Consider the following 21,987-nt stretch of genomic DNA (forward strand, 5'->3'; position numbering starts at 1 on the left):
GTGTCGCAGCCGCGCCCCGCCCCCCCCCCCCCCCCCCCCCCCCCCCCCCCCCCCCCCCCCCCCCCCCCCCCCCCCCCCCCCGCGCAGGTCGGCGCTGCTCAGCGCGTCTTGGCGAACCTGGCCTTCAGGTTGGCGCGCCCCGCTTCGGTTAGGCGGCCGAACAGGCGCAGCCTTGCGAGGCCGCCGTCCGGGTAGATGTCGAGGCGGGCCTCCGTGATCTCCGGGCCGTCCTTCAGGGCGAACCGGTGGCGGGTGTCCGGCTGCAAGCGGGTCTTCGGCAGCAGGTCGACCCACTCGCCGTACGTGTCACGGCCGCTGACCGAGGCCCAGCCGGGCGCGTTGCCCTTGAGGTTGCTCGTGTCCAGCTCGGCGAACCGGACGATGCCGGCGCCGGCCAGGCGGAGGGTCACCCAGTCGTTGCCGTCGTCGCGGCGGCGGGCCGTCTCCCAGCCTTCGGCCTGGTGCGCGGCCAGGCCGGGCGAAAGCATGTTGTTCGGCGACGAGTAGAACCTGTTGCTGCAACCGGTGACCAAGGCGCCGTTCTCCAGTGCCGCCAGGTCGAGCGCGTCCACGTCGAGCAGGTCCGGGTCCGGGATCGGGGCGCCGTGCACCCGCAGGCGGGCGACACCGCCGTCCGGGTGCTGGGTCAGCCTCACGTGCGTGTACCGGCGCGAACCGTTGACCGTGTAGAAGTTCTCCGTGTGCCCCGAAGCCGGGGCGCGGTCGACCAGGACGTCCCAGTCCGCCGACGTCAGCTCCGCCGCGCTCGGGTAGCCCGGCACCGACGCGGCCTCGACGGACACGAACGGCGGGTAGTTGCCCTTGAAGAACGCCGTGTCGACGACCACTCCGGTGACCGTGCCCGCCAGGCCGAGGCGCAGGATCGCCTGGTCGTCGCCCGGTTCGCGGTGGCGGCGGGTCTCCCAGCCGTCGTAGACCTGGCCCTTCGGGCCGAACGTCTCGGCGCGGTGCGCCGGCGTCCACGGGTTGACCAGGTTCTCCTTCTCGGCGAACAGCTCGTCGGTCGCCCACATCACCGTCCCGCCGAACCGGCGTGAGGCGAGGTCGGGCAGTTCCGTCCACTCAGGACGATCAGGGTGATCAGGACGATCGGGCAAAGCAGCCTCCATTTCAGCAGTCCCCCCGGGTCAGCAACGCGCCGCGCGGCTCGTCGCCGGTGATTGGTGTGCCCCGCAACCAGGTCGAGCGCACGACGCCGGCGAGCGGCCGCCGGTCGTACGCGCTGACCGGGTTGCGGTGCTTCAGTTTCGCGACGTCGACCACAAACGCCTCGTCCGGCGCGAAGACGCAGAAGTCCGCGTCGTAGCCCACCGCGAGGTGGCCCTTGCGGCGCATCCCGGCCTGCGCGGCCGTGCGCTCGGCCATCCAGCGGACGACGTCGGTGAGCGCGAACCCGCGCTGGCGCGCCTGCGTCCAGATCGCCGGCAACCCCAGCTGCAGGCTGGAAATCCCGCCCCAGGCTAGACCGAAGTCGCCGCTGTCGAAGCGTTTCAGCTCCGGCGTGCACGGCGAGTGATCGCTGACGATCGTGTCGATCACGCCGTCGGCGAGCCCCTGCCAGAGCCGCTCGCGGTTGGCCGCCTCGCGGATCGGCGGGCAGCACTTGAACTGCGTCGCGCCGTCGCGGATCTCCTCGGCGATGAAGCTGAGGTAGTGCGGGCAGGTCTCCGCGGTCAACGCCACTCCTTCGCTGCGCGCCGAAGCGACCAGCGGCAGAGCGTCCGAAGAGGACAGGTGCAGGATGTGGGCCCGGGCCGAGTTCCGGCGCGCCGCCTCGATCACGTGCGTGATCGCGAGGTTCTCCGCCTGCCGCGGCCGCGAATGCAGAAAGTCGACATAGCGACCGCCGTGCGGCTCCGGGGCCGAGTCGATCTCGTGGGCGTCCTCGGCGTGGACGATCATCAGCGCGTCGAGGGAACTCAGCTCCCGCAACGCTTCGTCGAGGCCGGCCGGGTCGAGCGGCGGGAACTCGTCGACCCCCGAATGCAGCAGGAAGCACTTGAAGCCGAACACGCCGGCTTCGTGCAGGCCCCGCAGGTCCGAGACGTTCCCCGGGATCGCGCCGCCCCAGAAGCCGACGTCGACGTGCACCCGGCCGGCCGCCGCCTTGCGCTTGACCTCCAGCGCCGCGACGTCGACGGTCGGGGGCAGGCTGTTGAGCGGCATGTCCACGATCGTGGTCACCCCGCCGGCGGCGGCCGCGCGGGTCGCCGTCTCGAAGCCTTCCCACTCGGCGCGACCGGGATCGTTGACGTGGACGTGCGTGTCGACGAGTCCCGGCAGCAGCACGACGTCTTCGCCGAGCTCGAGCACCCGGTCGCCGGTCAGCGAAGCACCGCCGGGTTCGACCGCGACGATCCGGCCGCCGTCGACGCCGAGGGTCGCCGGAACCTCACCCTCGGCCGTCACGGCCCGGGCTGCGCGCACCACAAGATCCATCCGAAAACCCTTCTCCGGGAGGATTGACCACCGCCGATTTCACAGTACGGAAAGACGGTTTCGCACAACGACAGTAACCACGGCGCGCGCCGCTCGTCAACGACGGACGCGGCGCGTTACGGTCAAGCCGTGCGGCTTGAAGCGGAGTTCACGAGCGAACCGTTCCACGGCGAGGGTTCGCCGCCCGAGCACGCGCTCGCCGCGCGAGACGCCGCAGCGGAAGCGGGACTGGAGACCGACTTCGGCCCGCTCGGGACGCTCGCCCGGGGCGAGGCGACGGCTCTGCTCGACGCCATCCCGGCCATCGCGAAGGCGGCATTCGAGGGCGGCGCGACCCAGGTGACGCTGCAGGTGCGCCACGCAGGCTCAGGCCAGGCCGACGCCGCCGAACCGGCCGGCACGGCAGCCCCGGGAACCACGAGCGAACCGCGGGACACGGGGAAAACCGGCGGACTCGGAACCGGCAGCAAACAGCAGGACGCGAGGAAACCCGGCGCACCCGAAACCATCAGCGCACCGCGGGACACGAGCAAGACCGGCGCACCCGGAACCGGCAGCGCACCGCAGGACACGAGCAAAGCCAGCGCACCCGAAACCGGCCGCCAACCGCAGGACACGAGCAAAGCCAGCGCACCCGAAACCGTCGTCGAGCTGCACGACGCGCTCGCCCGGCTGATCGCCGACGTCGAACGCGAACTCGGCGCCAAACTCGGCGACCTCGACCGGACCGGCAAGCAACGGGCCGTCCGGCTGCTTCGGGAACGCGGGGCCTTCGGGCTGCGGAAATCCGTCTCCTCGGTGGCCGACGCGCTGGGGGTCACGCGGTTCACCGTCTACAACTACCTCAACCGGGAAGCCGACTGACCTGGGCTTTCAACAAAATGTTGACGGAACTCCGGCACCAACGTACGGTCAGCGGGACGCCACTCACGAGGAGTTCCCCGTGCCGCTCACCCTCACCGACTTCAACACCGCCGATGCCGATGACGTGCGGCCGGCGCTGACCGCGTGTCTCGCCGTCCCCCGCTGGGTGGACGCGGTTCTCGAGCGCCGGCCCTACGAAAACGCCGACGCCCTGAAGGCCGCCGCCGAGCTGCCGTTGAGCAGTGACGAGATCCGGCAGGCCATGGCCGCGCATCCCCGGATCGGGGAAAAGCCGAAGCAGCAGGGCACCGAGGGTGACTGGTCGCGCTCGGAACAGTCCGGTGTGGACAATGCCGAAGCCTTTGCCGCGGCGAACGCCGAGTACGAAGCCAAGTTCGGGCACGTCTACCTCGTCTGCGCCAGCGGTCGAAGCGGCGAAGAGCTGCTGAAGATCCTGCAAGCGAGGCTGGACAACGACCCCGCGACCGAACTGGCCGTCGCCGGGCGGGAGCTGCTGAAGATCGCCGAACTCCGACTCGCGAAAGCGGTGACCGCGTGAGCCTCGTGACCACCCATGTCCTCGACACGGCGACCGGGCGCCCCGCCCCGGGAATCTCCGTGCGGTTCGAGGCGCAAACCGGCGAAAAGATCGCCGACGGGCGCACCGATGACGACGGCCGGATCCGCGACCTCGGCCCCGAAACCCTGGACCCCGGCGCCTACCGGCTGGTCTTCGACACCGGCGCCTACCTGGGCCCGGACGCCTTCTTCCCGGAGGTGGCGCTCACCTTCCGGATCACCGACGGCACCGCGCACCACCACGTGCCGCTCCTGCTCAGCCCGTTCGCCTATTCGACCTACCGAGGGAGCTGAACCGTGGCCATCACCCTGGGCCCCAACCAGTACGGCAAGGCGGAGGTCCGCCTGGTGACGGTGCGCCGCGACGGCCCCGTGCACCACCTGAAGGACCTCACCGTGTCGACGTCGTTGCGCGGTGAGCTCGCAGCGACGCACCTGACCGGCGACAACGCGGGCGTGCTGGCGACGGACACGCAGAAGAACACCGTGTACGCCTTCGCGAAGGAGGCGCCGGTCGGCGAGATCGAGGACTTCGCGCTGCGGCTGGGGCGGCACTTCACCGGCACGCAGGAAAACATCACCGGCGCCCGGATCAAGATCGACGAGCACGGCTGGGACCGGATCGCCGTCGGCGGTGAGCCGCACGACCACGCCTTCAGCCGCTCGGGTGACGAACGGCGCACCACGGCCGTCACGATCCAGGGTGACGGCGCGTGGGTCGTCTCCGGCATCGACGGCCTGACGCTGCTCAAGTCCACCGGTTCGGAGTTCCACGGCTTCCCGCGCGAGGAGTACACCACGCTCGCCGAGACCGACGACCGGATCCTGGCGACCGCCGTCACGGCGAAGTGGCGCTACCAGGGCGAGGACATCGACTGGGCGGAGAGCCACCGCGAAATCCGGCGCGTGATGCTGGAGACGTTCGCGACGAAGCACAGCCTTTCGCTGCAGCAGACGCTGTACGCCATGGGCGAAGCCGTCCTGGAAGCGCGCGCCGAGGTCGCCGAGGTGAAGCTCTCGCTGCCGAACAAGCACCACTTCCTCGTTGACCTGAGCCCGTTCGGGCTGAAGAACGACAACGAGGTGTTCTACGCGGCGGACAGGCCGTACGGCCTGATCGAGGGCACGATCCTGCGTGACGACGCCGAGGACCCCGGCCCGGCCTGGGACATCCACTGACCGCGAGCCCGGATTGATAGAGCGTTCTATCAATCCGGGCGTATCGTGGCGTCGTGGCAGGGACCAAGGAACGCATCATGGCCGCCGGCGCCGAGTTGTTCCGGCGCAACGGCTACAGCGGGACCGGGCTGAAGCAGATCGTCACCGAGGCGAACGCCCCCTTCGGGTCGCTCTACCACTTCTTCCCCGGCGGCAAGGAACAGCTCGGCCAAGAAGTAATCCGCACCTCCGGGCTCGCCTACATCCAGCTCTTCGACCTCTTCATCGCGCCCGCGCCCGACCTGGTCAGCGGGATCGAGGCCTTCTTCGCCGCCGGGATCGCGACCCTCGAAGCCACCGACTACGTCGAGGGCTGCCCGATCGCCACCGTCGCGCTCGAGGTCGCCAGCACCAACGAGCCGCTGCGGCAGGCCACCGCCGACGTCTTCACCGCCTGGATCGACGCCGGCACCGAGAAGTTCGCGAAGTTCGGCATCGGCACCGAAGCTGCCCGGACGCTCACGATCACCGCCGTCAACAACCTCGAAGGCGCCTTCGTCCTCTGCCGCTCGCTGCGGGACACCGAGGCCATGGCCGTCGCGGGGGCGGCGACCGTGGACGTCGCCCGGCGACTGCTCCAAGAAGCGACGCAACTTTAGTCGGGAATCCAACAAGAATACTCAAAATGGCGCTTGACCGCGCAGCAGTGGACACGGAAGCTGCTCTTCTCCTCCCCCACCGCTGTCGGTTGGAGCTGCCATGCGCCGAGTCTTCGCCGTCCTTGCCACCGCTGTCGCCGCGATCGGGCTGGTCACCCCGGCCGCGAACGCCCTCGAGAACGGGCTCGCCCGAACACCCCCGATGGGGTGGAACACCTGGAACACCTTCGAGTGCAACATCAACGAGACGCTCGTCAAGCAGACCACCGACCTCATGGTCAGCTCCGGGATGCGCGACCGCGGCTACACCTACGTCAACCTCGACGACTGCTGGATGACGCGCAACCGGGACGCCGCGGGCAACCTCGTCGCCGACTCCGCCAAGTTCCCCAGCGGGCTCAAGTCGCTCGGTGACTACATTCACGCGCGCGGCATGAAGTTCGGCATCTACGAAAGCGCCGGCTCCGAGACCTGCCAGCACTACCCCGGCAGCCTCGGCCACGAGCAGACCGACGCGAACAGCTTCGCGAGCTGGGGTGTCGACTACCTCAAGTACGACAACTGCGGCAGCCCCGGCGGCGAAACCCAGCAGGACTACGTCCGCCGCTACTCCGCGATGCGTGACGCGCTCAAGGCCACCGGCCGCCCGATCGCCTACAGCATCTGCGAATGGGGCAACTTCACGCCGTCGAACTGGGCGCCCGACGTCGGCAACCTGTGGCGCACCACCGGCGACATCACCAACAACTGGGGCAGCATCGACTCGATCTACCGCCAGAACGTCGGCCTCGCGTCCGCCGCGAAGCCCGGCGCCTGGAACGACCCCGACATGCTCGAGGTCGGCGACGGCATGGACTTCCAGGAGGACCGCGCCCACTTCACGCTCTGGGCCGCGATGGCCGCGCCCCTGATCGCGGGCGCGGATCTCCGTTCAGCCAGCGTCGCCACCTTCTCGACCTACCTCAACGGCGACGTCATCGCCGTCGACCAGGACCCGCTCGGCAAGCAGGCGACCCGCATCAGCACCGGAAACGGCCTGGATGTCCTCGCGAAACCGCTCCAAGGCGGGGATGTCGCTGTCGTGCTGTTCAACGAAAACGGCACCACGAAGACCGTCTCGACGACGGCCGCCGCGGCCGGGCTGCCCGGCGCGTCGAGCTACCGGCTGACCAACCTCTGGTCCAAGGAACAGACCACGAGCAGCGGCCCGATCAGCGCGAACGTCCCGTCGCACGGCACCGTCATCTACCGCGTCAAGGCCAATGCGACCGGAAGCACCACTGCCAAGGCGCTGCAAGGCGCGTCGTCGTCCCGCTGCATCGACATCAACGGCAACGTGACCACCCCCGGCACCAAGGTCGACATCTGGGACTGCGACGGCGGCCCGAACCAGTCCTGGACGTTCACCAGCGCCGGTGAGCTGAAGGCCAACGGCCTGTGCCTGGACGCCGACGGCGGCAGCAGCGCCGCCGGGACCAAGCTCATCGTCTGGACCTGCCACGGCGGCGCGAACCAGAAGTTCAAGCTCGCGCCGGACGGCTCGATCACCCAGGCCGGGCTCTGCGTCGACGTCACCGGCGGCGACAAGCCCGCCGGCAACGTCAACGGCACGCAGCTCGAGCTCTGGGGCTGCAACGACGACGCCAACCAGAACTGGCAGCTCAGGTAGCGGTGAGGTGCTCCGGCCGCACCGGGACGCGCGTGAGCGCGAGCCCGGTCGCGGCCCGGATCGCCGCCACGATCGCCGGGGTCGACGAGATCGTCGGCGGCTCGCCGACGCCGCGCAGGCCGTACGGCGCGTGCGGGTCCGGGCGCTCCAGGACGTCGATGCTCATCGGCGGCATGTCCAGGACCGTCGGGATCAGGTAGTCGGTGAAGGAGGGGTTCCGGATCTTCCCGCCGGAGGTCTGGATCTCCTCCATCACCGCGAGCCCGAGCCCCTGGGCCGACCCGCCCTGGATCTGGCCCAGCACGGCCTGCGGGTTGAGCGCCTTGCCGACGTCCTGGGCGCAGTCGAGCGCGACCACCTTGACCAGGCCCAGCTCGACGTCGACGTCGACGACCGCCCGGTGCGCGGCGAACGCGTACTGGACGTGCGCGGTGCCCTGCCCGGTTTCCGGATCCAACGCGGTGGTCGGCCGGTGCCGCCATTCGATCGTCTCGTCGTAGACGTCGGCGCCGAGGACGTCGCCCAGCTCGGCGACCACCTGGCCGTCGGCCGCGACGAGCTTGCCGCCGACCAGGCGCACCCGCTCGTCGAACCGGGACAGCAGCCGTGCCCGGACCGCCCCGCAGGCGGCCTGCACCGCGCCGCCGGTGACGTAGGTCTGGCGTGACGCCGACGTCGAGCCGCCGTTGCCGATCGAGGTGTCCATCGGCAGCACCGTCACCTGCTCGACACCCAGCTCGGTCCGGACGATCTGCTGCATGATCGTCACCAGGCCCTGGCCGACCTCGCAGGCCGCGGTGTGCACGGTCGCCGCCGGCTCGCCGCCGACCAGCTGCAGGCGCACGCGGGCCGTCGAGTAGTCGTCGAAACCTTCGGAGAAGCAGACGTTCTTGATCCCGACGGCGTACCCGACCCCGCGGACAACACCTTCGCCGTGCGTCGTGTTCGAGACGCCGCCTGGCATGTGCCGCAGGTCGAACGGCCGGTCCGGCGGCATCGGCTTCGCGCGGACCCGCTCCAGCAGCTCCGCGACCGGCGCGTCGGAGTCGACGACCTGGCCCGTCGGCATGAGCGAACCCTCGCTCATCGCGTTGCGGACGCGGATCTCGACCGGGTCCAGGCCACACGCGAGAGCCAGCTTGTCCATCTGCGACTCGTAACCGAACGCCGCTTGCACGGCGCCGAAGCCGCGCATCGCACCGCACGGCGGGTTGTTCGTGTACGTGCCCCAGCAGTCGACCGAGACACTGTCCACTGTGTACGGTCCGACGCCGAGGGTGGCGGCGTTCGCGACCACTGCGCCCGTCGAAGACGCGTACGCACCTCCGTCGAGGAACAACCGCGTACGCACGTACACGAGACGCCCGTCGTGGGTGGCGCCGTGCTCGTAGTACATCTTCGCCGGGTGGCGGTGGACGTGACCGTAGAAGGACTCTTCGCGGTTGTAGACCATCTTCACCGGCTTGCCGGTGTGCAGCGCCAGCAGACACGCGTGCACCTGCATCGACAGGTCCTCACGCCCGCCGAACGCTCCCCCGACGCCGCCGAGCGTCAGCCGCACCTTCTCGACCGGCAGGCCCAGCGCGGCGACGATCTGCTGCTGGTCGACGTGCAGCCACTGCGTCGCGACGTACAGGTCGACGCCGCCTTCGGTGTCCGGCACGGCGAGGCCCGACTCCGGGCCGAGGAACGCCTGGTCCTGCATGCCGACCTCGTAAACGCCCGAGACGACGACGTCGGCGGAGAGATCCTGCGGTCCGCGGCGGATCTTCACGTGCCGCACGACGTTGCCGCCGTCGTGCAGCGAAGGCCCTTCGCCCGCGACAGCCGCTTCGGAGTCCGTCACGGGAGAAAGCTCTTCGTACGTGACGGCGATCCGCTTCATCGCGCGTCGCGCGGTTTCCGGGTGATCGGCGGCGACCAACGCGACCGGTTCACCCTGGTACCGCACGACTTCGGACGCGAGCACCGGCTGGTCGGAGTGCTCCAGCCCGTAGCGGTTGACGCCGGGGACGTCCTCGTGGGTCAGCACCGCGTAGACCCCGGGCACCTTCAAAGCTTCCGTGATGTCGATGCCGGTGATCCGCGCGTACGGGTGCGGGCTGCGCAGCGTCACGCCCCAGACCATGTCCTCGTGCCACAGGTCCGAGGAGTACGCGAACTCGCCGCGCACCTTGACCGTGCCGTCGGGTCGGCGCGGCGAGGTGCCGACCCCGTTGACCGTCTGCGTGCCGACGGAAGTGGTCATCTGTCCTCCCGCAACCGGGCGCTCGCGGCCGCCAGCTCGGCCGCGATCTCCGACTCGTCCGCCTCGCGCAGAACCCCGTCCTCGACCACGGCCTTGCCGCCGACGAACAGCCGCCGCACCGGCGGTGTCGTCCCCAGGACCAGCGCCGCGACCGGGTCCGCGATGCCCGCGTAGTTCAGGCCGGTCAGGTCCCAGATCGCGAGGTCGGCGAGCTTCCCGGGCTCGATCGAGCCCAGGTCGTCGGCCCGGCCGAGGCAGCGGGCGCCGCCCATCGTGCCCATCCACAGGGCTTCGCGCGTGGTCAGCCCGCGTGGCCCGCCGCGCTGGCGGGCCTGCAGCAACGCCTGGTGCAGCTCTTCCCCGAGGCCGCCGGACTCGTTGGACGCGGCTCCATCGGCACCAAGGCCGACCGCGACTCCCGCGTCCAGGAGGTCGCGGACCGGGGCGATGCCGGCGCCGATCCGGCCGTTGGACGTCGGGCAGTGCGCCGAGCCGGTGCCGGTCGCGCCGAAGCGGCGGATAGCGTCGGGCGCGAGGTGGATCGTGTGCGCGAGCCAGACGTCCTCAGCGAGCCAGCCCAGCTTGTCGGCGTACTCGGCCGGCGTGCAACCGACCTCGGCGAGGCACTGCTTCTCCTCGTCGAGGGTCTCCGCGAGGTGCGTGTGCAGGCGGACACCCTTGCGGCGGGCCAGCTCGGCCGCGCCGGACATCAGGCGCTCGGTGACCGAGAACGGCGAACACGGGCCCGCGGCGATCTGCAGGTGCGCGCCCGCCGAGTCGTCGTGGAAGCGGGCGATCGCGGCTTCGGTGCCGGTCAGCGCGTCCTCGGTCGTCTCGACGAGGTTGTCCGGCGGCAGCCCGCCGTCGGACTCGCCGCGGTCCATCGACCCGCGCACGACGTGCAGCCGGACGCCGATCCGCTGGCGGGCCGCGGCCAGCGCCGCGACCTGGTCACCGCCGTCGCGCGGGAAGACGTAGTGGTGGTCGGCGACGGTCGTGCAGCCGGTCAGCGCCAGCCGGGCCATCCCGGCGGTGCCCGCGGCGTGCGTGATCCCGTCGTCGAGGCGGCCCCAGACCGGGTAGAGCGCGACCAGCCACTCGAAGAGCGTGTGGTCGGCGGCCATTCCGCGGGTCGCCCACTGGTAGAGGTGGTGGTGGGTGTTGATCAGGCCGGGCGTGACCAGGCAGCCCGAGGCGTCGACGCGCTCGTCGAACTCGCCCGTGTAGACGCCTTCGCCGACTTCGGCGATCCGGTCGTTCTCGATGACGACGTGGCCGGACTTGTGCTCGGGACCGCTGACCGTGGCGATCGCGGCGCCGGAAATGAGCGTCCTCACGCGACACCGCCCTTCGCCGCGACACGCACCGCGTCGAGGATCTTCTCGTAGCCGGTGCAGCGGCACAGGTTGCCGGCGAGGGCCTCGCGGATCTCCTCGTCACTCGGATCGGGGACGCGGTTCAGCAGGTCGTGCGCGGCCACGACCAAGCCCGGCGTGCAGAACCCGCACTGCACCGCACCCTGGTCCACAAAGGACTGCTGGATCGGGTCGAGCGTCTCGCCGTCGGCCAGGCCCTCGACCGTGCGCACCACGCGGCCCTCGGCCTGCCCGGCCGCGACCAGGCAGGCGCACACCGGGACGGCGTCGAGGTAGACCGTGCAGGAGCCGCATTCGCCCTGCTCACAGGCGTTCTTCGAGCCCGGCAGGCCGAGCCGCTCCCGCAGCACGTAGAGCAGGCTTTCGCCCTCCCAGACGTCGTCGGCCTGCCGTTTCTCGCCGTTGATCGTGACATTCAGGCGCATGCCCGCTCCCCCGTCCGGTGTTCGTCCCAGGCCCAGGTCAACGTACGCCGTGCGAGTACCCCCAGCGCGTGCTTTCGATACGCGGCGCTGCCCCGGACGTCGTCGATCGGCGACGTCGCTTCGGCCACCAGGTCGCCGAAGCGGCGCTTCAGGGAGTCGGGCAACGGCTCCGGCGAGCCCCACGGCAGTTCGGCGGCGAGGAAGTCCTCCGCCGCGCGAGCCCGGCGCGGGGTCGGCGCGGCGGACCCGATCGCGGCACCCACCTCGCCACCCCGCAGGGCCAGCGCGAACGAGCAGACCGCGATGACCATCGCGTTGCGCGTCCCGACCTTGGCGAACTGCTGCGGCCCGGCGTGCGCGGGCAGGTGGACGGCGGTGATCAGCTCGTCCGGCTCGAGCGCGTGGCGCTTGACCCCGACGTAGAACTCCTCCGCGCGGAGGAGCCGGGTCCCCCGGACGGACGCGACCTCGACCCACGCGTCCAGGGCCAGCAGCACCGGGTGGGTGTCCCCGGCCGGGGACGCCGCCCCGAGGTTGCCGCCGACCGTGCCGCGGTTGCGGATCTGCGGCGAGCCGACCGTGCGTGACGCCATCGCCAGCGCCGGGACGGATTCACCCACTTCAGCGATGACGCGGCTGTACGGGACGCCCGCGCCGAGCCGGACCGTTCCGTCCGATGTGGACCACTCTGTCAGCTCGCCGACCGTGGTCAGGTCCAGCAGGGCCTCGGGCCGCCGGTGGTCGAAGTTCAGCTCGACCATGACGTCGGTGCCGCCGGCGATGGGCACGGCGTCGGGCCGCTCGGCCTTCAGCGCCAGGGCCTCGGCCAGCGTCGTGGGACGCAGGAACTCCACGCTTGCTCCTTTGTGAGGGCGATAGACCAGTAGACGCCCACCCGGGGGCGGGCGGCAACGGCACGGCGCATGAAACGCACAGCAGCGAAACACCGGGCGTTTGTGCTTTCCTACAAGCCTGATGACGACCGTGAAAACTCTGCTGGGCCTCACCGGTCTGCGCCTGCGCCCGCGTGCCGGCGCCGACCTGCTCGACCGGCCCGTGACGCGCATCTACGTCACGGAGCTGTCCGACCCCGGACGGTATCTGTCGGCCGGTGAGCTGGTGCTTTCCGGCCTGCTCTGGTGGCGTGAGCCGGGGGACGCCGAGCCGTTCGTCGCCGCGCTCGCGCGGTCGGGCGCGGCGGCGCTGGCGGCGTCCGGCGCGGACTCCGACGGCATCCCGGACGACGTGGTCGACGCCTGCGAGCGGCACCGGATCCCGCTGCTGGAGGTGCCCACCGACCTGTCGTTCTCGGTGATCACCGAACAGGTGGTGCTGGCGCTGGCGGCCGCGTCGGACAGCTCGCGCAAACGTTTGCACGCCGCCGCGGACGCGCCCATGGAGACGCTGCTGGAGCGCGCGTCGACGGAGCTCGGCCTGCCCTGCTGGGTGCTGTCGGGCCTCGGGCGGGTGGTCGCCGGGAGCACCCCGCTGCCGATGCCGGTCGAGGAGGTCGTCCGCCGGCACGCGGGCAAGGAACCCGGGCCGCTGACGCTGCTCCCGGTGGCGGGCGAGCACGCCGTGCCGTGGCTGGTCGCCGTCGGCGGGACGGTGAGCAGCGCGCAGACCGAGCTGGCCGAGGAACTGGCCGGGCTCGTCGGTGTCGCGCGGGCACGGGTTGCTCCTCCCGAAGGCGAGCTGCCCGGCGAAGCGCGCGTCGTCGCGTTGCGGACCGAAGGCAGTCACGAGAGCGGGGACGTGCTGCGGGAGCTGCTGCCCGGCGGGCTGCTGCTGGAGTCCGACGGGGACACGTCGTACGCGGCGACCGCGGGGTGGCCGGACTCGGCGTCGACCGAGCTGTCCACTGTGGAACCCTTGCTGCAGGCGAAGCGGATCCTTTGTGGGGTCAGCGATCCAGGACCGCGGGCCGAGGCCTGGGAAGCCGCGCGGTACACACTCGAAGTGGCGGCCCGGCGCCCCGGACGCGTCGTCGTGGTCCCGGAGGGCGACGTCGACGTCCACCAGCTGCTGCTGGCCGGGGCGCCCGACGGGCTGCGCGCGGCCGTGCGGCGGCGGGTCCTCGGGCCCCTGCTGGAGTACGACGCCGAGCAGCACACGGACCTCGTCCACACGGTGCGGGTGTTCCTCGAATGCTCGGGATCGCCGACACGGGCGGCGAAGGCGTTGCACGTCCACGTCAACACCCTGCGCTACCGCATCGGCCGGGCGGGCGAGCTGCTCGGCGCGGACCTGACCGAGTTCACCGACCAGCTCGACGTCTACCTGGCGTTGCGCGCGGGAGACCAACCAGGATGAGCGACGAGATCACCTCGGCCCGGCAGGCGGCGAACGACCCGCGCGTGCTGGCCTTCGGGCGGCTGCAGGGCGCGGCGAACCGGCTCGAGTACCTGCTCGGGCGGGCGCTGGAGCGTGAATGCGGGATCACGCACCTGATGTACGAGGTGCTCCTGATCGTGGGCCGCGCGGGCGCGGACGGGCTCACGATGCGTTCGATCGCCCAGGAACAGGTGCTCACGACGGGCGGCGCGACCCGCCTGGTCGACCGCATGGCCGCGCTCGGCCTGGTGACCCGCTCGGCGTCCCCGCGCGACGGGCGTGTGCAGCTGGTGCGGCTGACCCCGCGGGGTGAGGAGACCACCGTGCGGGCCAGCCGGCTGCACGTCGAGAACATCGAGCAGCTCTTCTTCCGGCCGTTGCCGCCGGGGCATCGTGAGCGGTTCGCCGAGGACCTGCGAACGCTGAGCCACTTCGCGCGCGACGCTCTTCCGCGGTTACGTTAGAGCGACGGCTCGGGCCCCAGCGCGAGACCGGTAGAGGGGAGAGCATGGGCAAGCAGAAGCGTGAGGCTCGGGGCGGCGAGAGCACGGCCGACGAGTTCCGCGACACGCTGCTCGTCGCCGCTTCCGAGACCGCGCGCGGGATCCCGGGCGCGGCCAAGCGGTGCGCGAACCGGCTCGCCCCGGGTCTCGACTGGCCGGCCGGACCGGTCGAAGGCGCCGGGCTCGCGACCCGGCACGTCATCGCGCGGGTCCGGCGGGGCGGGTGGCTGCGCGAAGACCTCGACCAAGCGGCTCGGCGGCGCGTCGACGAGTTCGCCCGCTCCTACGTGCTCGACGCCCTTGCCGAGCCGCACCTGACCCAGTGGGCGGCCCGGCACATCCTCACCCCGGCCGAAGCGCTGACCTCCGTCATCGAAGCGCTGGGATTCCTGCTGTCGCTGCCGGACCTGCCGCTGCCGGACCGGACGGTTCCCCACACCGCCGACGAGAAGAAGCTGGGCCGGGTCCGCGCGCTGCTGGCCAAGGCCGAGTCGAGCTCGTTCCCGGAGGAGGCCGAAGCCCTCTCGGCGAAGGCGCAGGAGCTGATGACCCGCCACGCCCTCGACCGAGTGCTCGTCGAGGCCGGTGAGGCCGAGCCCGACCGGCCGACGTCGCGCCGGATCTGGCTCGACACGCCGTACGTCGACGCCAAGTCGCTGCTGGTCCAGGTGGTCTCGAAGGCCAACCGGTGCCGCGCGATCTTCGACCCGCGCTTCGGGTTCGTCACCGTTGTCGGCGACGAGGAAGACCTGGACGCCGTCGCGGTGCTGACGACGTCGTTGCTGGTACAGGCGACACGGGCGATGATCGCCGACCCGGCCGGCCGGTCGCGGCCGTTCCGGAAGTCGTTCCTCGTCGCCTACGCCACCCGGATCGGCGAGCGCCTCGAACGCGCCGCGGAAACGACGATCGCGGCGTCACCGGACTCGGCTCGCCTGCTGCCAGTGCTGGCTTCGCACGAGCTGAGGGTGGAGTCGGCCTTCACCGCCCTCTTCCCCGACGTGGTCGGCAAATCCGTGACAGTGCGCGACCTCGACGGCTGGGACGCGGGCCGGTCGGCCGCCGACCGCGCCCGGCTGCGCTGAAACCGCTGCTCAGTCCTCGCGGCGGGCGTACTTCTCCAGCTCCGGCCGCCCGAACGGCAGCTCCCCCTCGTCAAGGGCCCCGCAGTCCAGGCCGCGCAGCAGGTACACCGCCAAAGCCTGCGCCGTCGCCGGTTCGTCCAGTACTCCCCCGGCCTGCTTCTCCGCGTACGCGCGCAGCCTCTCCGCCGCCGCCGGGAATCCCGAGCGGTAGAACGTGTACGTCGCCGCGAAGCGCGTCGGCAGCTGGTGGGGGTGCAGGTCCCAGCCCTGGTAGAAGCCCCGCTCCAGCGAACGCCGGACCAGGCGCAGGTGCTCCGCCCACGCCTCCGGCAGTGTGTCGCCGATGGGCAGGCGGTTGGTCGAACCATCCGACAGCCGGACACCCGTGCCCGCCGCCGAGACCTGCATCAAGCCCTTGGCGAGGTCCGCCGCCGGGTGCTCCATGCTCTGGTACGCCGCCGCGATGCCGAGGCCGGCGCTGTAGTCATACGTGCCATAGTGCAGCCCCGTACAACGCCCGGCCGCCGCGTGGACGATGCGCGCCACCGAGAGCGTGCCGTCGAGGTCCACAATGGACTGAGCTGTCTCGATCTGGACCTCGAACCGCAGCGCTCCCGAAGCCAGGCCGTACGCCGATTCCAGCCGGGCCAGCACTTCCGCAGCCACCGAGACCTGCTCGACCGCCGTCACCTTGGGCAGGGTGACCACGAACCCCGGCGGCAGCGGCCCGTTGTCCAGCAACGAGCCCAGGAACAAGTCCAAAGTGCGGATGCCACGCCGGCGCGTCGCCGCTTCGAAGCTCTTGAAGCGGATGCCGCAGAACGGCGTTCCCCCGGTCGTGGCCAGAGTCTGCCCGGCCGCCACCGCGGCCGCGTCCTCGACGTCGTCGGGCACTCGGCCGAAGCCGTCCTCGAAGTCGATCCGCAGGTCCTCGATCGGCTCGGTGAGCAGCTTCGCCCGCACGCGTTCGTAGACGTCCGCGTCGACTCCGAGCAGGTCCTCGTGCTCGATGAACACCCGCATCGCCTGCTTGCCCCAGTCGGCGACCAGGCGGGTGCGGTACTGCGACGCCGGGACGTATACGGTGTGCACCGGCTGCCGTCCCGGGCGCTCCCCCGGGTACGCCGCCGCGACGCGCGCGTCGGCCTCGGCCAAGCGCGCGTCCGCGGCGTCGTAGACGTCCTGGGACAGCCGCACTACTTGATCCGCTCGTAAGCGGGCAGCGTCAGGAAGTCCGGGAAGTCGTCGGCCAGCGCGACCTGCTCGAACAGCTCCACGGCCGGCTCCAGCAGCTCCGGCTTGAGCTCGGCGGCCAGCTCACCGCGGACCTCCGCCAGCACCCCGCGCACCAGCTCCGACGTCACGACGTCGCCGGTGTCCAAAGTGGTCCCGTTCTTGACCCACTGCCAGATCTGCGAACGCGAGATCTCCGCCGTCGCCGCGTCTTCCATCAGGTTGTGGATGGCCGCCGCGCCGTTGCCGCCCAGCCAGGACGCGATGTAGCGGACGCCGACGTCGACCGCGGCACGCAGGCCGCCCGCCGTCGCGCCACCCGGCGTCGAAGCGACGTCCAGCAGCTGGTCGGCGGTGGCAGAGAGATCCCAGTCCTCGTCGCGCCTGCGCCCGAGCTGGTTCGGCTCGTCGCCGAGGACCTTGTCGAACTCCTCCTTGCAGAGGGCGACCATGCCGGGGTGCGCGACCCAGGAGCCGTCGAAGCCGTCGCCGGCCTCGCGGGACTTGTCCGCGTGCACCTTGTCGAAGGCGCCCTTGTTGGTCTCGGGGTCCTTGCTCGGGATGAACGCGGCCATGCCGCCGATCGCGAACGCGCCGCGCTTGTGGCAGGTGCGCACGAGCAGCTCGGTGTAGGCGCGCATGAACGGCGCGGTCATGGTGACGGAGTTGCGGTCCGGCAGGACGAACTTCTCCCCCGCGTCGCGGAAGTACTTGATGACGCTGAAGAGGTAGTCCCAGCGGCCCGCGTTGAGGCCCGACGCGTGCTCGCGCAGCTCGTAGAGGATCTCTTCCATCTCGAACGCGGCCGGGATGGTCTCGATCAGCACGGTCGCGCGGATGGTGCCGTGGTCGATGCCGAGGGTCTTCTCGGCGTGGGTGAAGACGTCGTTCCAGAGCCGCGCTTCGAGGTGGCTCTCCATCTTCGGGAGGTAGTAGTACGGGCCCTTGCCGCGCTTGAGCAGCTCGGCCGCGTTGTGGAAGAAGTGCAGGCCGAAGTCGACGAGCGCGCCGACCGCCTGGCGGCCACCGAAGGACAGGCCGCGCTCGGGCAGGTGCCAGCCGCGGGGGCGGACCACGATCGTGGCGTGCTCGACGTCGTCCTTCAGCGCGTAGCTCTTGCCGCCGCTCTCCAGCGTGATGGTCTCGCGGACGGCGTCGTAGAGGTTGACCTGGCCGGACACGACGTTCGCCCAGTGCGGCGTGTTGGCGTCCTCGAGGTCGGCGAGCCAGACCTTGGCGCCGGAGTTGAGCGCGTTGATGGTCATCTTGCGCTCGGTCGGCCCGGTGATCTCGACCCGGCGGTCACGCAGGGCCTCGGGCGCGCCGGCGACCTGCCAGTCGCCCTCGCGGATCTCCTTCGTCTCCGGCAGGAAGTCGAGCCGGCCGGTGGTCTGGGCCTCCTCGCGACGCTTGCTCCGCGCCTGGAGCAGCTCGTCGCGGCGGCCGGCGAAGGCATCGTGCAGGCCGGCGAGGAAGTCGAGCGCCGCCGGCGTGAGGATCTCGTCGCCGCGCTCGACCGCGTCACCCAGCACCTGGGCTTCAGAAGACATGTGGAACACCTCGAGGGTTCGGATCTTTGGATAACGGCCCTACGGTTTTCTACCAGCCGGACTATAGTTTCTGCATAGCGGAAGCTCAACGCCGACGTAAGGAGGGCCACCGTGCCGGCGGAGAAGAACGGGCGCGACGGCGGCGTCCAGTCCCTGCAGCGTGCCTTCGAGCTGCTGGAACACCTCGCGGACACCGGTGGTGAAGCCAGCCTGTCCGAGCTCGCGACGCTGTCCGGGCTGCCGATGCCGACGATCCACCGGCTCATCCGCACCCTGGTCGACCTGGGGTACGTCCGGCAGAACACCAACCGCCGGTACGCGCTGGGCGCCCGGCTGATCCGCCTCGGCGAAAACGCGAGCATGCAGTTCGGCGCCTGGGCGCGGCCACTGCTGGCGGAGCTGGTCGAGGAGGTCGGCGAGACGGCGAACCTGGCGGTCCTGGAGCGCGACGAAGTCGTGTACGTGGCCCAGGTGCCCTCGAAGCACTCGATGCGGATGTTCACCGAGGTCGGCCGGCGGCTGCTGCCGCACGGCACCGGGGTGGGCAAGGCGATGCTGGCACACCTGCCGGCGTCGGAGGTCCGCTCGATCCTGGACCGGACCGGGATGCCGGCCTACACCGAGCACACGTTCACCGACGCGGACGCGCTGGCCGTCGAGCTTTCGCGGATCGCCGAGCAGGGGTACGCGCTTGACGAGGCCGAGCAGGAGCTGGGCGTCCGGTGCGTGGCGGTGGCGGTGCCGGGGGCTCCGGTGCCGGCGGCGGTTTCGGTGTCGGGCCCGTCGGGCCGGCTGACCGCCGAGGCGGTGGCGCACATCGCCCCGGCGGTGCAGCGGGTGGCGGACGCCCTGGGAGCCAGCCTGTCGAGCGCTCCACTATCAGTGTAACTTTAGGTGATATCCAGTGACTGAAAGTGACCCCGCTGCTGAGGGCTCCGCCTCGGCCGGTAAAGTTCCGGACATGGCCAGCCTCGAAGACCTCGAAACCCGGGTGTCCGCTCTGGAAGAGCAGATGCGGTCGACCAGGCAAGACGCCGCGGCCGCTCGCGTACTCGCCGGGACGGCGGACCGCGACGTCTCCGAGTTCAAGCAGGCCTTGAACGGTCACACCAAGGTGCTGAACTCTCTGCGTGAGACGCAGGTCGAGCAGGGTCAGCAGATCGACCGGCTCGAAACCAAGCTCGGCGGCGTCGACGCTCGGGTCGGCACACTCGAAGCCAAGGTCGACAGTGGATTCACCAAGGTCAACATCGCGATCGACCAGATCGCCCAGCTGCTCAACCAGGCGCTCAAGAAGGACTGACCGCTACTTCAGCTCTCCCTTCAGCAGGTCCATGAGCAGGCCGTCGTGCCAGGTTCCGTCCGGGGCGCGCTCGTAGTTCCGCATGATTCCGACCCTGCGGAAGCCGACCTTCTCGTACACGTGGATCGCCGTCTCGTTGGACGCCGCCGGGTCGATCGTCAGGCGGTGGTGGCCGTTCTCCAGCAAATGCCGGGCCAACGTGCGCAGGGCGTCCGTGCCGACGCCGCGGCCGTGGACGTCCGGGTGCACCGAGATGTCGATCCCGGCGTGGCGGTACTGCGGCTCCAGCTCCTCGCAGCTCTGGATGATCCCGACGACCTCACCGCCGAGTTCGATGACGTAGCAGGTGTAGCCGTCTTCGACCTCGTACAGGCCGTTGACCTCGTGGTCCGGGTCGCCCCACCAGCGGGCTACCTCCGGGGTGGCCAGGATCTCGCGGACGCGGCCGCGGTCTTTTGCCGAAATGGTACGCAAAAGTACGCGCGCACCAGGGATGATGGGCATGCTTTGGTCCTCTCTCGTAGCGAATGACGGCTTTGGGCGACGTCGGGTACGAGGAGGGGCACGAGAGGACGTGCGTCAACCGGGCATGCCCGGAGTGTGCGCCGGCGCACGGCCTCCGTCATCCGATTTTCGCCGAAGGGACCACCATGGACCCGCACGTCGGCGGCGCGCTCGCGTGGCTCGCCGCTTCGCACACCGTCGAAAGACTCGTCGACCGTGCGCTCGACGGCTCGCCGCCGCCTCCCGCGTGGCCGCACCCGCCCGCTTCGGGCACGGGCGGGAAGGTCGAGATCACCGTGCGGCACCACCGGGCCGCGAAGGTCCGCACGCCGGTGATCGTCACGCTGCAGCTGGACGGCAGCCGCAGCGGCACGGCGTTTTCCGTGGTGCTGGGGCACACGGCCCGCCTCACCCTGCCGGGCGGCCGGTACTTCGGGGCCGCGCTGGTCGTCGACCCGGGCCGGCGCACCCGGTCGGGCCCGGTCCTGCAGGGCATCGGGTGGTCGCACCTGACGGTCACGGCGCACCGGACGTCGCCGCTGCTCATCTCGGCCCAGCGGCCGTCGGAGCCGGCCGTCCTGCAGCTCGGCCTGCGCCGGACCGACGGGACGCCGCTCTTCCGGCTCTAACCGAGCAGGGCGTCCACGAACGCGCCGGGCTCGAACGGCGCCAGGTCGTCCGGGCCTTCACCGAGCCCGACCAGCTTCACCGGCACCCCGAGCTCGCGCTGGACCTGGAACACGATGCCGCCCTTGGCGGTGCCGTCCAGCTTGGTCAGCACGATGCCCGTCACGTCGATGACCTCGGCGAACACGCGGGCCTGCATCAACCCGTTCTGGCCGGTCGTCGCGTCCAGGACCAGCAGGACCTCGTCGACCTTCGCCTGCTTTTCGACGACTCGCTTGACCTTGCCCAGCTCGTCCATCAGGCCGGTCTTCGTGTGCAGGCGGCCCGCGGTGTCGATCAGGACCGTGTCGACGCCCGTGTCCACGCCGCGCTTGACCGCGTCGAACGCCACGGCGGCCGGGTCCGCGCCTTCCTTGCCGCGCACGACCTCCGCGCCCACGCGCTCGGCCCACGTCTGGAGCTGGTCGGCCGCCGCCGCGCGGAACGTGTCCGCCGCGCCCAGGACCACCGTCTTGTCCTGGGCCACCAGGACGCGGGCGAGCTTGCCCGTGGTCGTCGTCTTGCCCGTGCCGTTGACGCCGGCCACCAGGACCACCGCGGGCTGCTTCTGGCCGTCGACGATGTGCGGCAGCGCCCGCACCGCGCGCTCGCTGTCGGTGGACAGCTGCGCCGTCAGCACCTCGTGCAGCACCTCGCGGGCCTCGGCCGACGACCGGATCGCGCGGCGGGACAGCTCGTCGCGCAGCCGCTCGACGATCTGGTTCGTGGTGGCCGCGCCCAGGTCGGCCATCAGCAGCGTGTCTTCGACGTCCTGCCAGGAGTCCTCGTCGAGGTCACCGGCGCCGAGCAGGCCGAGCAGGCTCGTCCCGAACACCGACCGCGACTTCGCCAGCCGCCCGCGCAGCCGCTCCATGCGCCCGGTCGCGGGGTCGATCTCCTCGGCGACCGGGGCCGACGCGGGCGCCGGCTCGACCACCTCGGCGTCCGGCAGCTTGACGTCGCGCACCGTGCGCTGGGCCGAGTCGCGCGGCACCGCGGCGTCGTCACCGACCGCGGGCTGGCCGTCGGTCTCCGGCCGGTCTTCGACGGGGTGCTCGACCTCGGTCCCGCCGGGCGCGAGCGCGATGCCGCCGCTGGCCGCGTAACTGCCGCCCTTCGGTTTCTCCTCGACCTCCCGCTGGGCGTCCAGGGTGATCCGGCGCCGGCGCGCGATGAGCAGACCGGTCACCAGGAGGGCGACCAGCACGACAACGGCGAGGACTACGAACAGGAACCAGGTGCTCGACACCGGCCCATCCTTTCATCCGCACCCGCTCGCGCCGGACACCCCGTCCACACAGGCAATTCGTAACGACGTAGATCCCGATTGGGCCAAGACTTCACCACGTGGGTTGCGTCACCCGGAAGCCT

At 70.9% G+C, this 21,987-nt stretch carries 22 protein-coding genes and 1 pseudogene; 13 read left to right on the forward strand and 10 right to left on the reverse strand.

The features are described 5' to 3' along the window. Positions 1-98: 98 nt before the first annotated feature. Positions 99-1,130 carry an allantoicase gene (gene alc, locus ACZ63J_RS42265; RefSeq protein ID WP_465401732.1) on the reverse strand — a complete coding sequence of 344 codons (1,032 nt, stop codon included), beginning with the start codon at positions 1,128-1,130 and terminating at the stop codon, positions 99-101. A 1-nt stretch (position 1,131) separates the two neighbouring features. Beyond that, positions 1,132-2,460, reverse strand: a complete 1,329-nt coding sequence (gene allB / locus ACZ63J_RS42270; protein ID WP_465401731.1) for an allantoinase AllB — start codon at positions 2,458-2,460, stop codon at positions 1,132-1,134. Positions 2,461-2,589: 129 nt separating this feature from the next. On the opposite strand from allB, the pseudogene ACZ63J_RS42275 reads away from it, so the two are divergent. The 7 genes and pseudogenes from ACZ63J_RS42275 to ACZ63J_RS42305 all read left to right on the forward strand — a co-directional run. Continuing rightward, a pseudogene (locus ACZ63J_RS42275) lies at positions 2,590-2,824 on the forward strand (helix-turn-helix domain-containing protein); the annotation flags it as partial. Positions 2,825-2,967: 143 nt separating this feature from the next. Next, complete coding sequence (locus tag ACZ63J_RS42280; RefSeq protein WP_465401802.1) at positions 2,968-3,324, forward strand: helix-turn-helix domain-containing protein; 357 nt, start codon at positions 2,968-2,970, stop codon at positions 3,322-3,324. A 79-nt stretch (positions 3,325-3,403) separates the two neighbouring features. Continuing rightward, entirely contained in the window at positions 3,404-3,883 is a 480-nt protein-coding gene (uraD, locus tag ACZ63J_RS42285; RefSeq protein ID WP_465340218.1) for a 2-oxo-4-hydroxy-4-carboxy-5-ureidoimidazoline decarboxylase, read from the forward strand. Beyond that, positions 3,880-4,197 (forward strand): hydroxyisourate hydrolase, encoded by a 318-nt coding sequence (gene uraH, locus ACZ63J_RS42290; RefSeq protein WP_465401730.1) that lies wholly within the window; start codon positions 3,880-3,882, stop codon positions 4,195-4,197. Before uraD ends, uraH begins: the two co-directional genes overlap by 4 nt. Positions 4,198-4,200: 3 nt before the next feature. Continuing rightward, on the forward strand, positions 4,201-5,082 hold the full coding sequence (pucL, locus tag ACZ63J_RS42295) for a factor-independent urate hydroxylase (RefSeq protein ID WP_465401729.1): 882 nt from the start codon (positions 4,201-4,203) through the stop codon (positions 5,080-5,082). Positions 5,083-5,135: 53 nt separating this feature from the next. After that, entirely contained in the window at positions 5,136-5,720 is a 585-nt protein-coding gene (locus ACZ63J_RS42300) for a TetR/AcrR family transcriptional regulator (protein ID WP_465401728.1), read from the forward strand. Positions 5,721-5,820: 100 nt separating this feature from the next. Beyond that, a complete protein-coding gene (locus ACZ63J_RS42305; protein ID WP_465401727.1) occupies positions 5,821-7,389 on the forward strand; it encodes a glycoside hydrolase family 27 protein in 1,569 nt (522 codons plus the stop codon). On the opposite strand, the gene pucD is transcribed toward ACZ63J_RS42305, so the two are convergent. Genes pucD through ACZ63J_RS42325 form a run of 4 tightly spaced genes read right to left on the reverse strand, consistent with a single transcriptional unit; the run spans position 7,382 to position 12,292 of the window. Further along, entirely contained in the window at positions 7,382-9,637 is a 2,256-nt protein-coding gene (gene pucD / locus ACZ63J_RS42310; RefSeq protein ID WP_465401726.1) for a xanthine dehydrogenase subunit D, read from the reverse strand. The genes ACZ63J_RS42305 and pucD overlap by 8 nt on opposite strands. After that, complete coding sequence (locus ACZ63J_RS42315; RefSeq protein WP_465401725.1) at positions 9,634-10,974, reverse strand: 8-oxoguanine deaminase; 1,341 nt, start codon at positions 10,972-10,974, stop codon at positions 9,634-9,636. The genes pucD and ACZ63J_RS42315 overlap by 4 nt, the downstream gene beginning before the upstream one ends. Further along, a complete protein-coding gene (locus ACZ63J_RS42320) occupies positions 10,971-11,438 on the reverse strand; it encodes a (2Fe-2S)-binding protein (RefSeq protein ID WP_465401724.1) in 468 nt (155 codons plus the stop codon). Before ACZ63J_RS42320 ends, ACZ63J_RS42315 begins: the two co-directional genes overlap by 4 nt. Continuing rightward, positions 11,429-12,292 (reverse strand): FAD binding domain-containing protein, encoded by an 864-nt coding sequence (locus tag ACZ63J_RS42325; protein WP_465401723.1) that lies wholly within the window; start codon positions 12,290-12,292, stop codon positions 11,429-11,431. Before ACZ63J_RS42325 ends, ACZ63J_RS42320 begins: the two co-directional genes overlap by 10 nt. 121 nt (positions 12,293-12,413) lie before the next feature. Here ACZ63J_RS42325 and ACZ63J_RS42330 point away from each other — a divergent pair, with 121 nt between their 5' ends. From ACZ63J_RS42330 to ACZ63J_RS42340, 3 genes are read left to right on the forward strand one after another with little or no spacing between them, the layout of a single operon-like run. Continuing rightward, positions 12,414-13,751, forward strand: coding sequence for a PucR family transcriptional regulator (locus ACZ63J_RS42330; RefSeq protein WP_465401722.1), 1,338 nt, complete (start codon positions 12,414-12,416; stop codon positions 13,749-13,751). Beyond that, entirely contained in the window at positions 13,748-14,236 is a 489-nt protein-coding gene (locus ACZ63J_RS42335; RefSeq protein WP_465401721.1) for a MarR family winged helix-turn-helix transcriptional regulator, read from the forward strand. Before ACZ63J_RS42330 ends, ACZ63J_RS42335 begins: the two co-directional genes overlap by 4 nt. A gap of 44 nt (positions 14,237-14,280) precedes the next feature. Beyond that, positions 14,281-15,360, forward strand: a complete 1,080-nt coding sequence (locus tag ACZ63J_RS42340; protein ID WP_465401720.1) for a DUF2786 domain-containing protein — start codon at positions 14,281-14,283, stop codon at positions 15,358-15,360. Between the two features lie 9 nt (positions 15,361-15,369). On the opposite strand, the gene ACZ63J_RS42345 is transcribed toward ACZ63J_RS42340, so the two are convergent. Further along, a complete protein-coding gene (locus ACZ63J_RS42345; protein ID WP_465401719.1) occupies positions 15,370-16,557 on the reverse strand; it encodes a DUF6986 family protein in 1,188 nt (395 codons plus the stop codon). Next, the gene (gene aceB, locus ACZ63J_RS42350) at positions 16,557-18,143 is read right to left on the reverse strand and encodes a malate synthase A (RefSeq protein WP_465401718.1); all 1,587 of its coding nucleotides are present in this window, start codon (positions 18,141-18,143) and stop codon (positions 16,557-16,559) included. The genes ACZ63J_RS42345 and aceB overlap by 1 nt, the downstream gene beginning before the upstream one ends. A gap of 111 nt (positions 18,144-18,254) precedes the next feature. On the opposite strand from aceB, the gene ACZ63J_RS42355 reads away from it, so the two are divergent. Then, entirely contained in the window at positions 18,255-19,031 is a 777-nt protein-coding gene (locus ACZ63J_RS42355; protein WP_465401717.1) for an IclR family transcriptional regulator, read from the forward strand. 73 nt (positions 19,032-19,104) lie between these two features. Continuing rightward, positions 19,105-19,446 (forward strand): hypothetical protein, encoded by a 342-nt coding sequence (locus tag ACZ63J_RS42360; protein WP_465401716.1) that lies wholly within the window; start codon positions 19,105-19,107, stop codon positions 19,444-19,446. A gap of 3 nt (positions 19,447-19,449) precedes the next feature. Here ACZ63J_RS42360 and ACZ63J_RS42365 read toward each other — a convergent pair whose 3' ends face one another. Next, the gene (locus ACZ63J_RS42365) at positions 19,450-19,950 is read right to left on the reverse strand and encodes a GNAT family N-acetyltransferase (RefSeq protein ID WP_465401715.1); all 501 of its coding nucleotides are present in this window, start codon (positions 19,948-19,950) and stop codon (positions 19,450-19,452) included. A 146-nt stretch (positions 19,951-20,096) separates the two neighbouring features. On the opposite strand from ACZ63J_RS42365, the gene ACZ63J_RS42370 reads away from it, so the two are divergent. Further along, entirely contained in the window at positions 20,097-20,579 is a 483-nt protein-coding gene (locus ACZ63J_RS42370) for a hypothetical protein (RefSeq protein ID WP_465401714.1), read from the forward strand. Here the strand turns inward: ACZ63J_RS42370 and ftsY are convergent. Beyond that, the gene (gene ftsY, locus ACZ63J_RS42375) at positions 20,576-21,865 is read right to left on the reverse strand and encodes a signal recognition particle-docking protein FtsY (protein ID WP_465340195.1); all 1,290 of its coding nucleotides are present in this window, start codon (positions 21,863-21,865) and stop codon (positions 20,576-20,578) included. The two genes, ACZ63J_RS42370 and ftsY, sit on opposite strands and share 4 nt — an antisense overlap. Positions 21,866-21,987: the final 122 nt, after the last annotated feature.

It is taken from the genome of Amycolatopsis sp. NPDC104863 (assembly GCF_055582965.1).

Coding starts and splice junctions, on each gene's coding strand:
- ACZ63J_RS42305 (WP_465401727.1), top strand. CDS start 5,821: ATGCGCCGAGTCTTCGCCGTCCTTGCCACCGCTGTCGCCGCGATCGGG.
- pucD (WP_465401726.1), bottom strand. CDS start 9,637: ATGACCACTTCCGTCGGCACGCAGACGGTCAACGGGGTCGGCACCTCG.
- aceB (WP_465401718.1), bottom strand. CDS start 18,143: ATGTCTTCTGAAGCCCAGGTGCTGGGTGACGCGGTCGAGCGCGGCGAC.
- allB (WP_465401731.1), bottom strand. CDS start 2,460: ATGGATCTTGTGGTGCGCGCAGCCCGGGCCGTGACGGCCGAGGGTGAG.
- ACZ63J_RS42330 (WP_465401722.1), top strand. CDS start 12,414: ATGACGACCGTGAAAACTCTGCTGGGCCTCACCGGTCTGCGCCTGCGC.
- alc (WP_465401732.1), bottom strand. CDS start 1,130: ATGGAGGCTGCTTTGCCCGATCGTCCTGATCACCCTGATCGTCCTGAG.
- ACZ63J_RS42320 (WP_465401724.1), bottom strand. CDS start 11,438: ATGCGCCTGAATGTCACGATCAACGGCGAGAAACGGCAGGCCGACGAC.
- ACZ63J_RS42340 (WP_465401720.1), top strand. CDS start 14,281: ATGGGCAAGCAGAAGCGTGAGGCTCGGGGCGGCGAGAGCACGGCCGAC.
- ACZ63J_RS42365 (WP_465401715.1), bottom strand. CDS start 19,950: ATGCCCATCATCCCTGGTGCGCGCGTACTTTTGCGTACCATTTCGGCA.
- ACZ63J_RS42335 (WP_465401721.1), top strand. CDS start 13,748: ATGAGCGACGAGATCACCTCGGCCCGGCAGGCGGCGAACGACCCGCGC.
- ACZ63J_RS42370 (WP_465401714.1), top strand. CDS start 20,097: ATGGACCCGCACGTCGGCGGCGCGCTCGCGTGGCTCGCCGCTTCGCAC.
- ACZ63J_RS42360 (WP_465401716.1), top strand. CDS start 19,105: ATGGCCAGCCTCGAAGACCTCGAAACCCGGGTGTCCGCTCTGGAAGAG.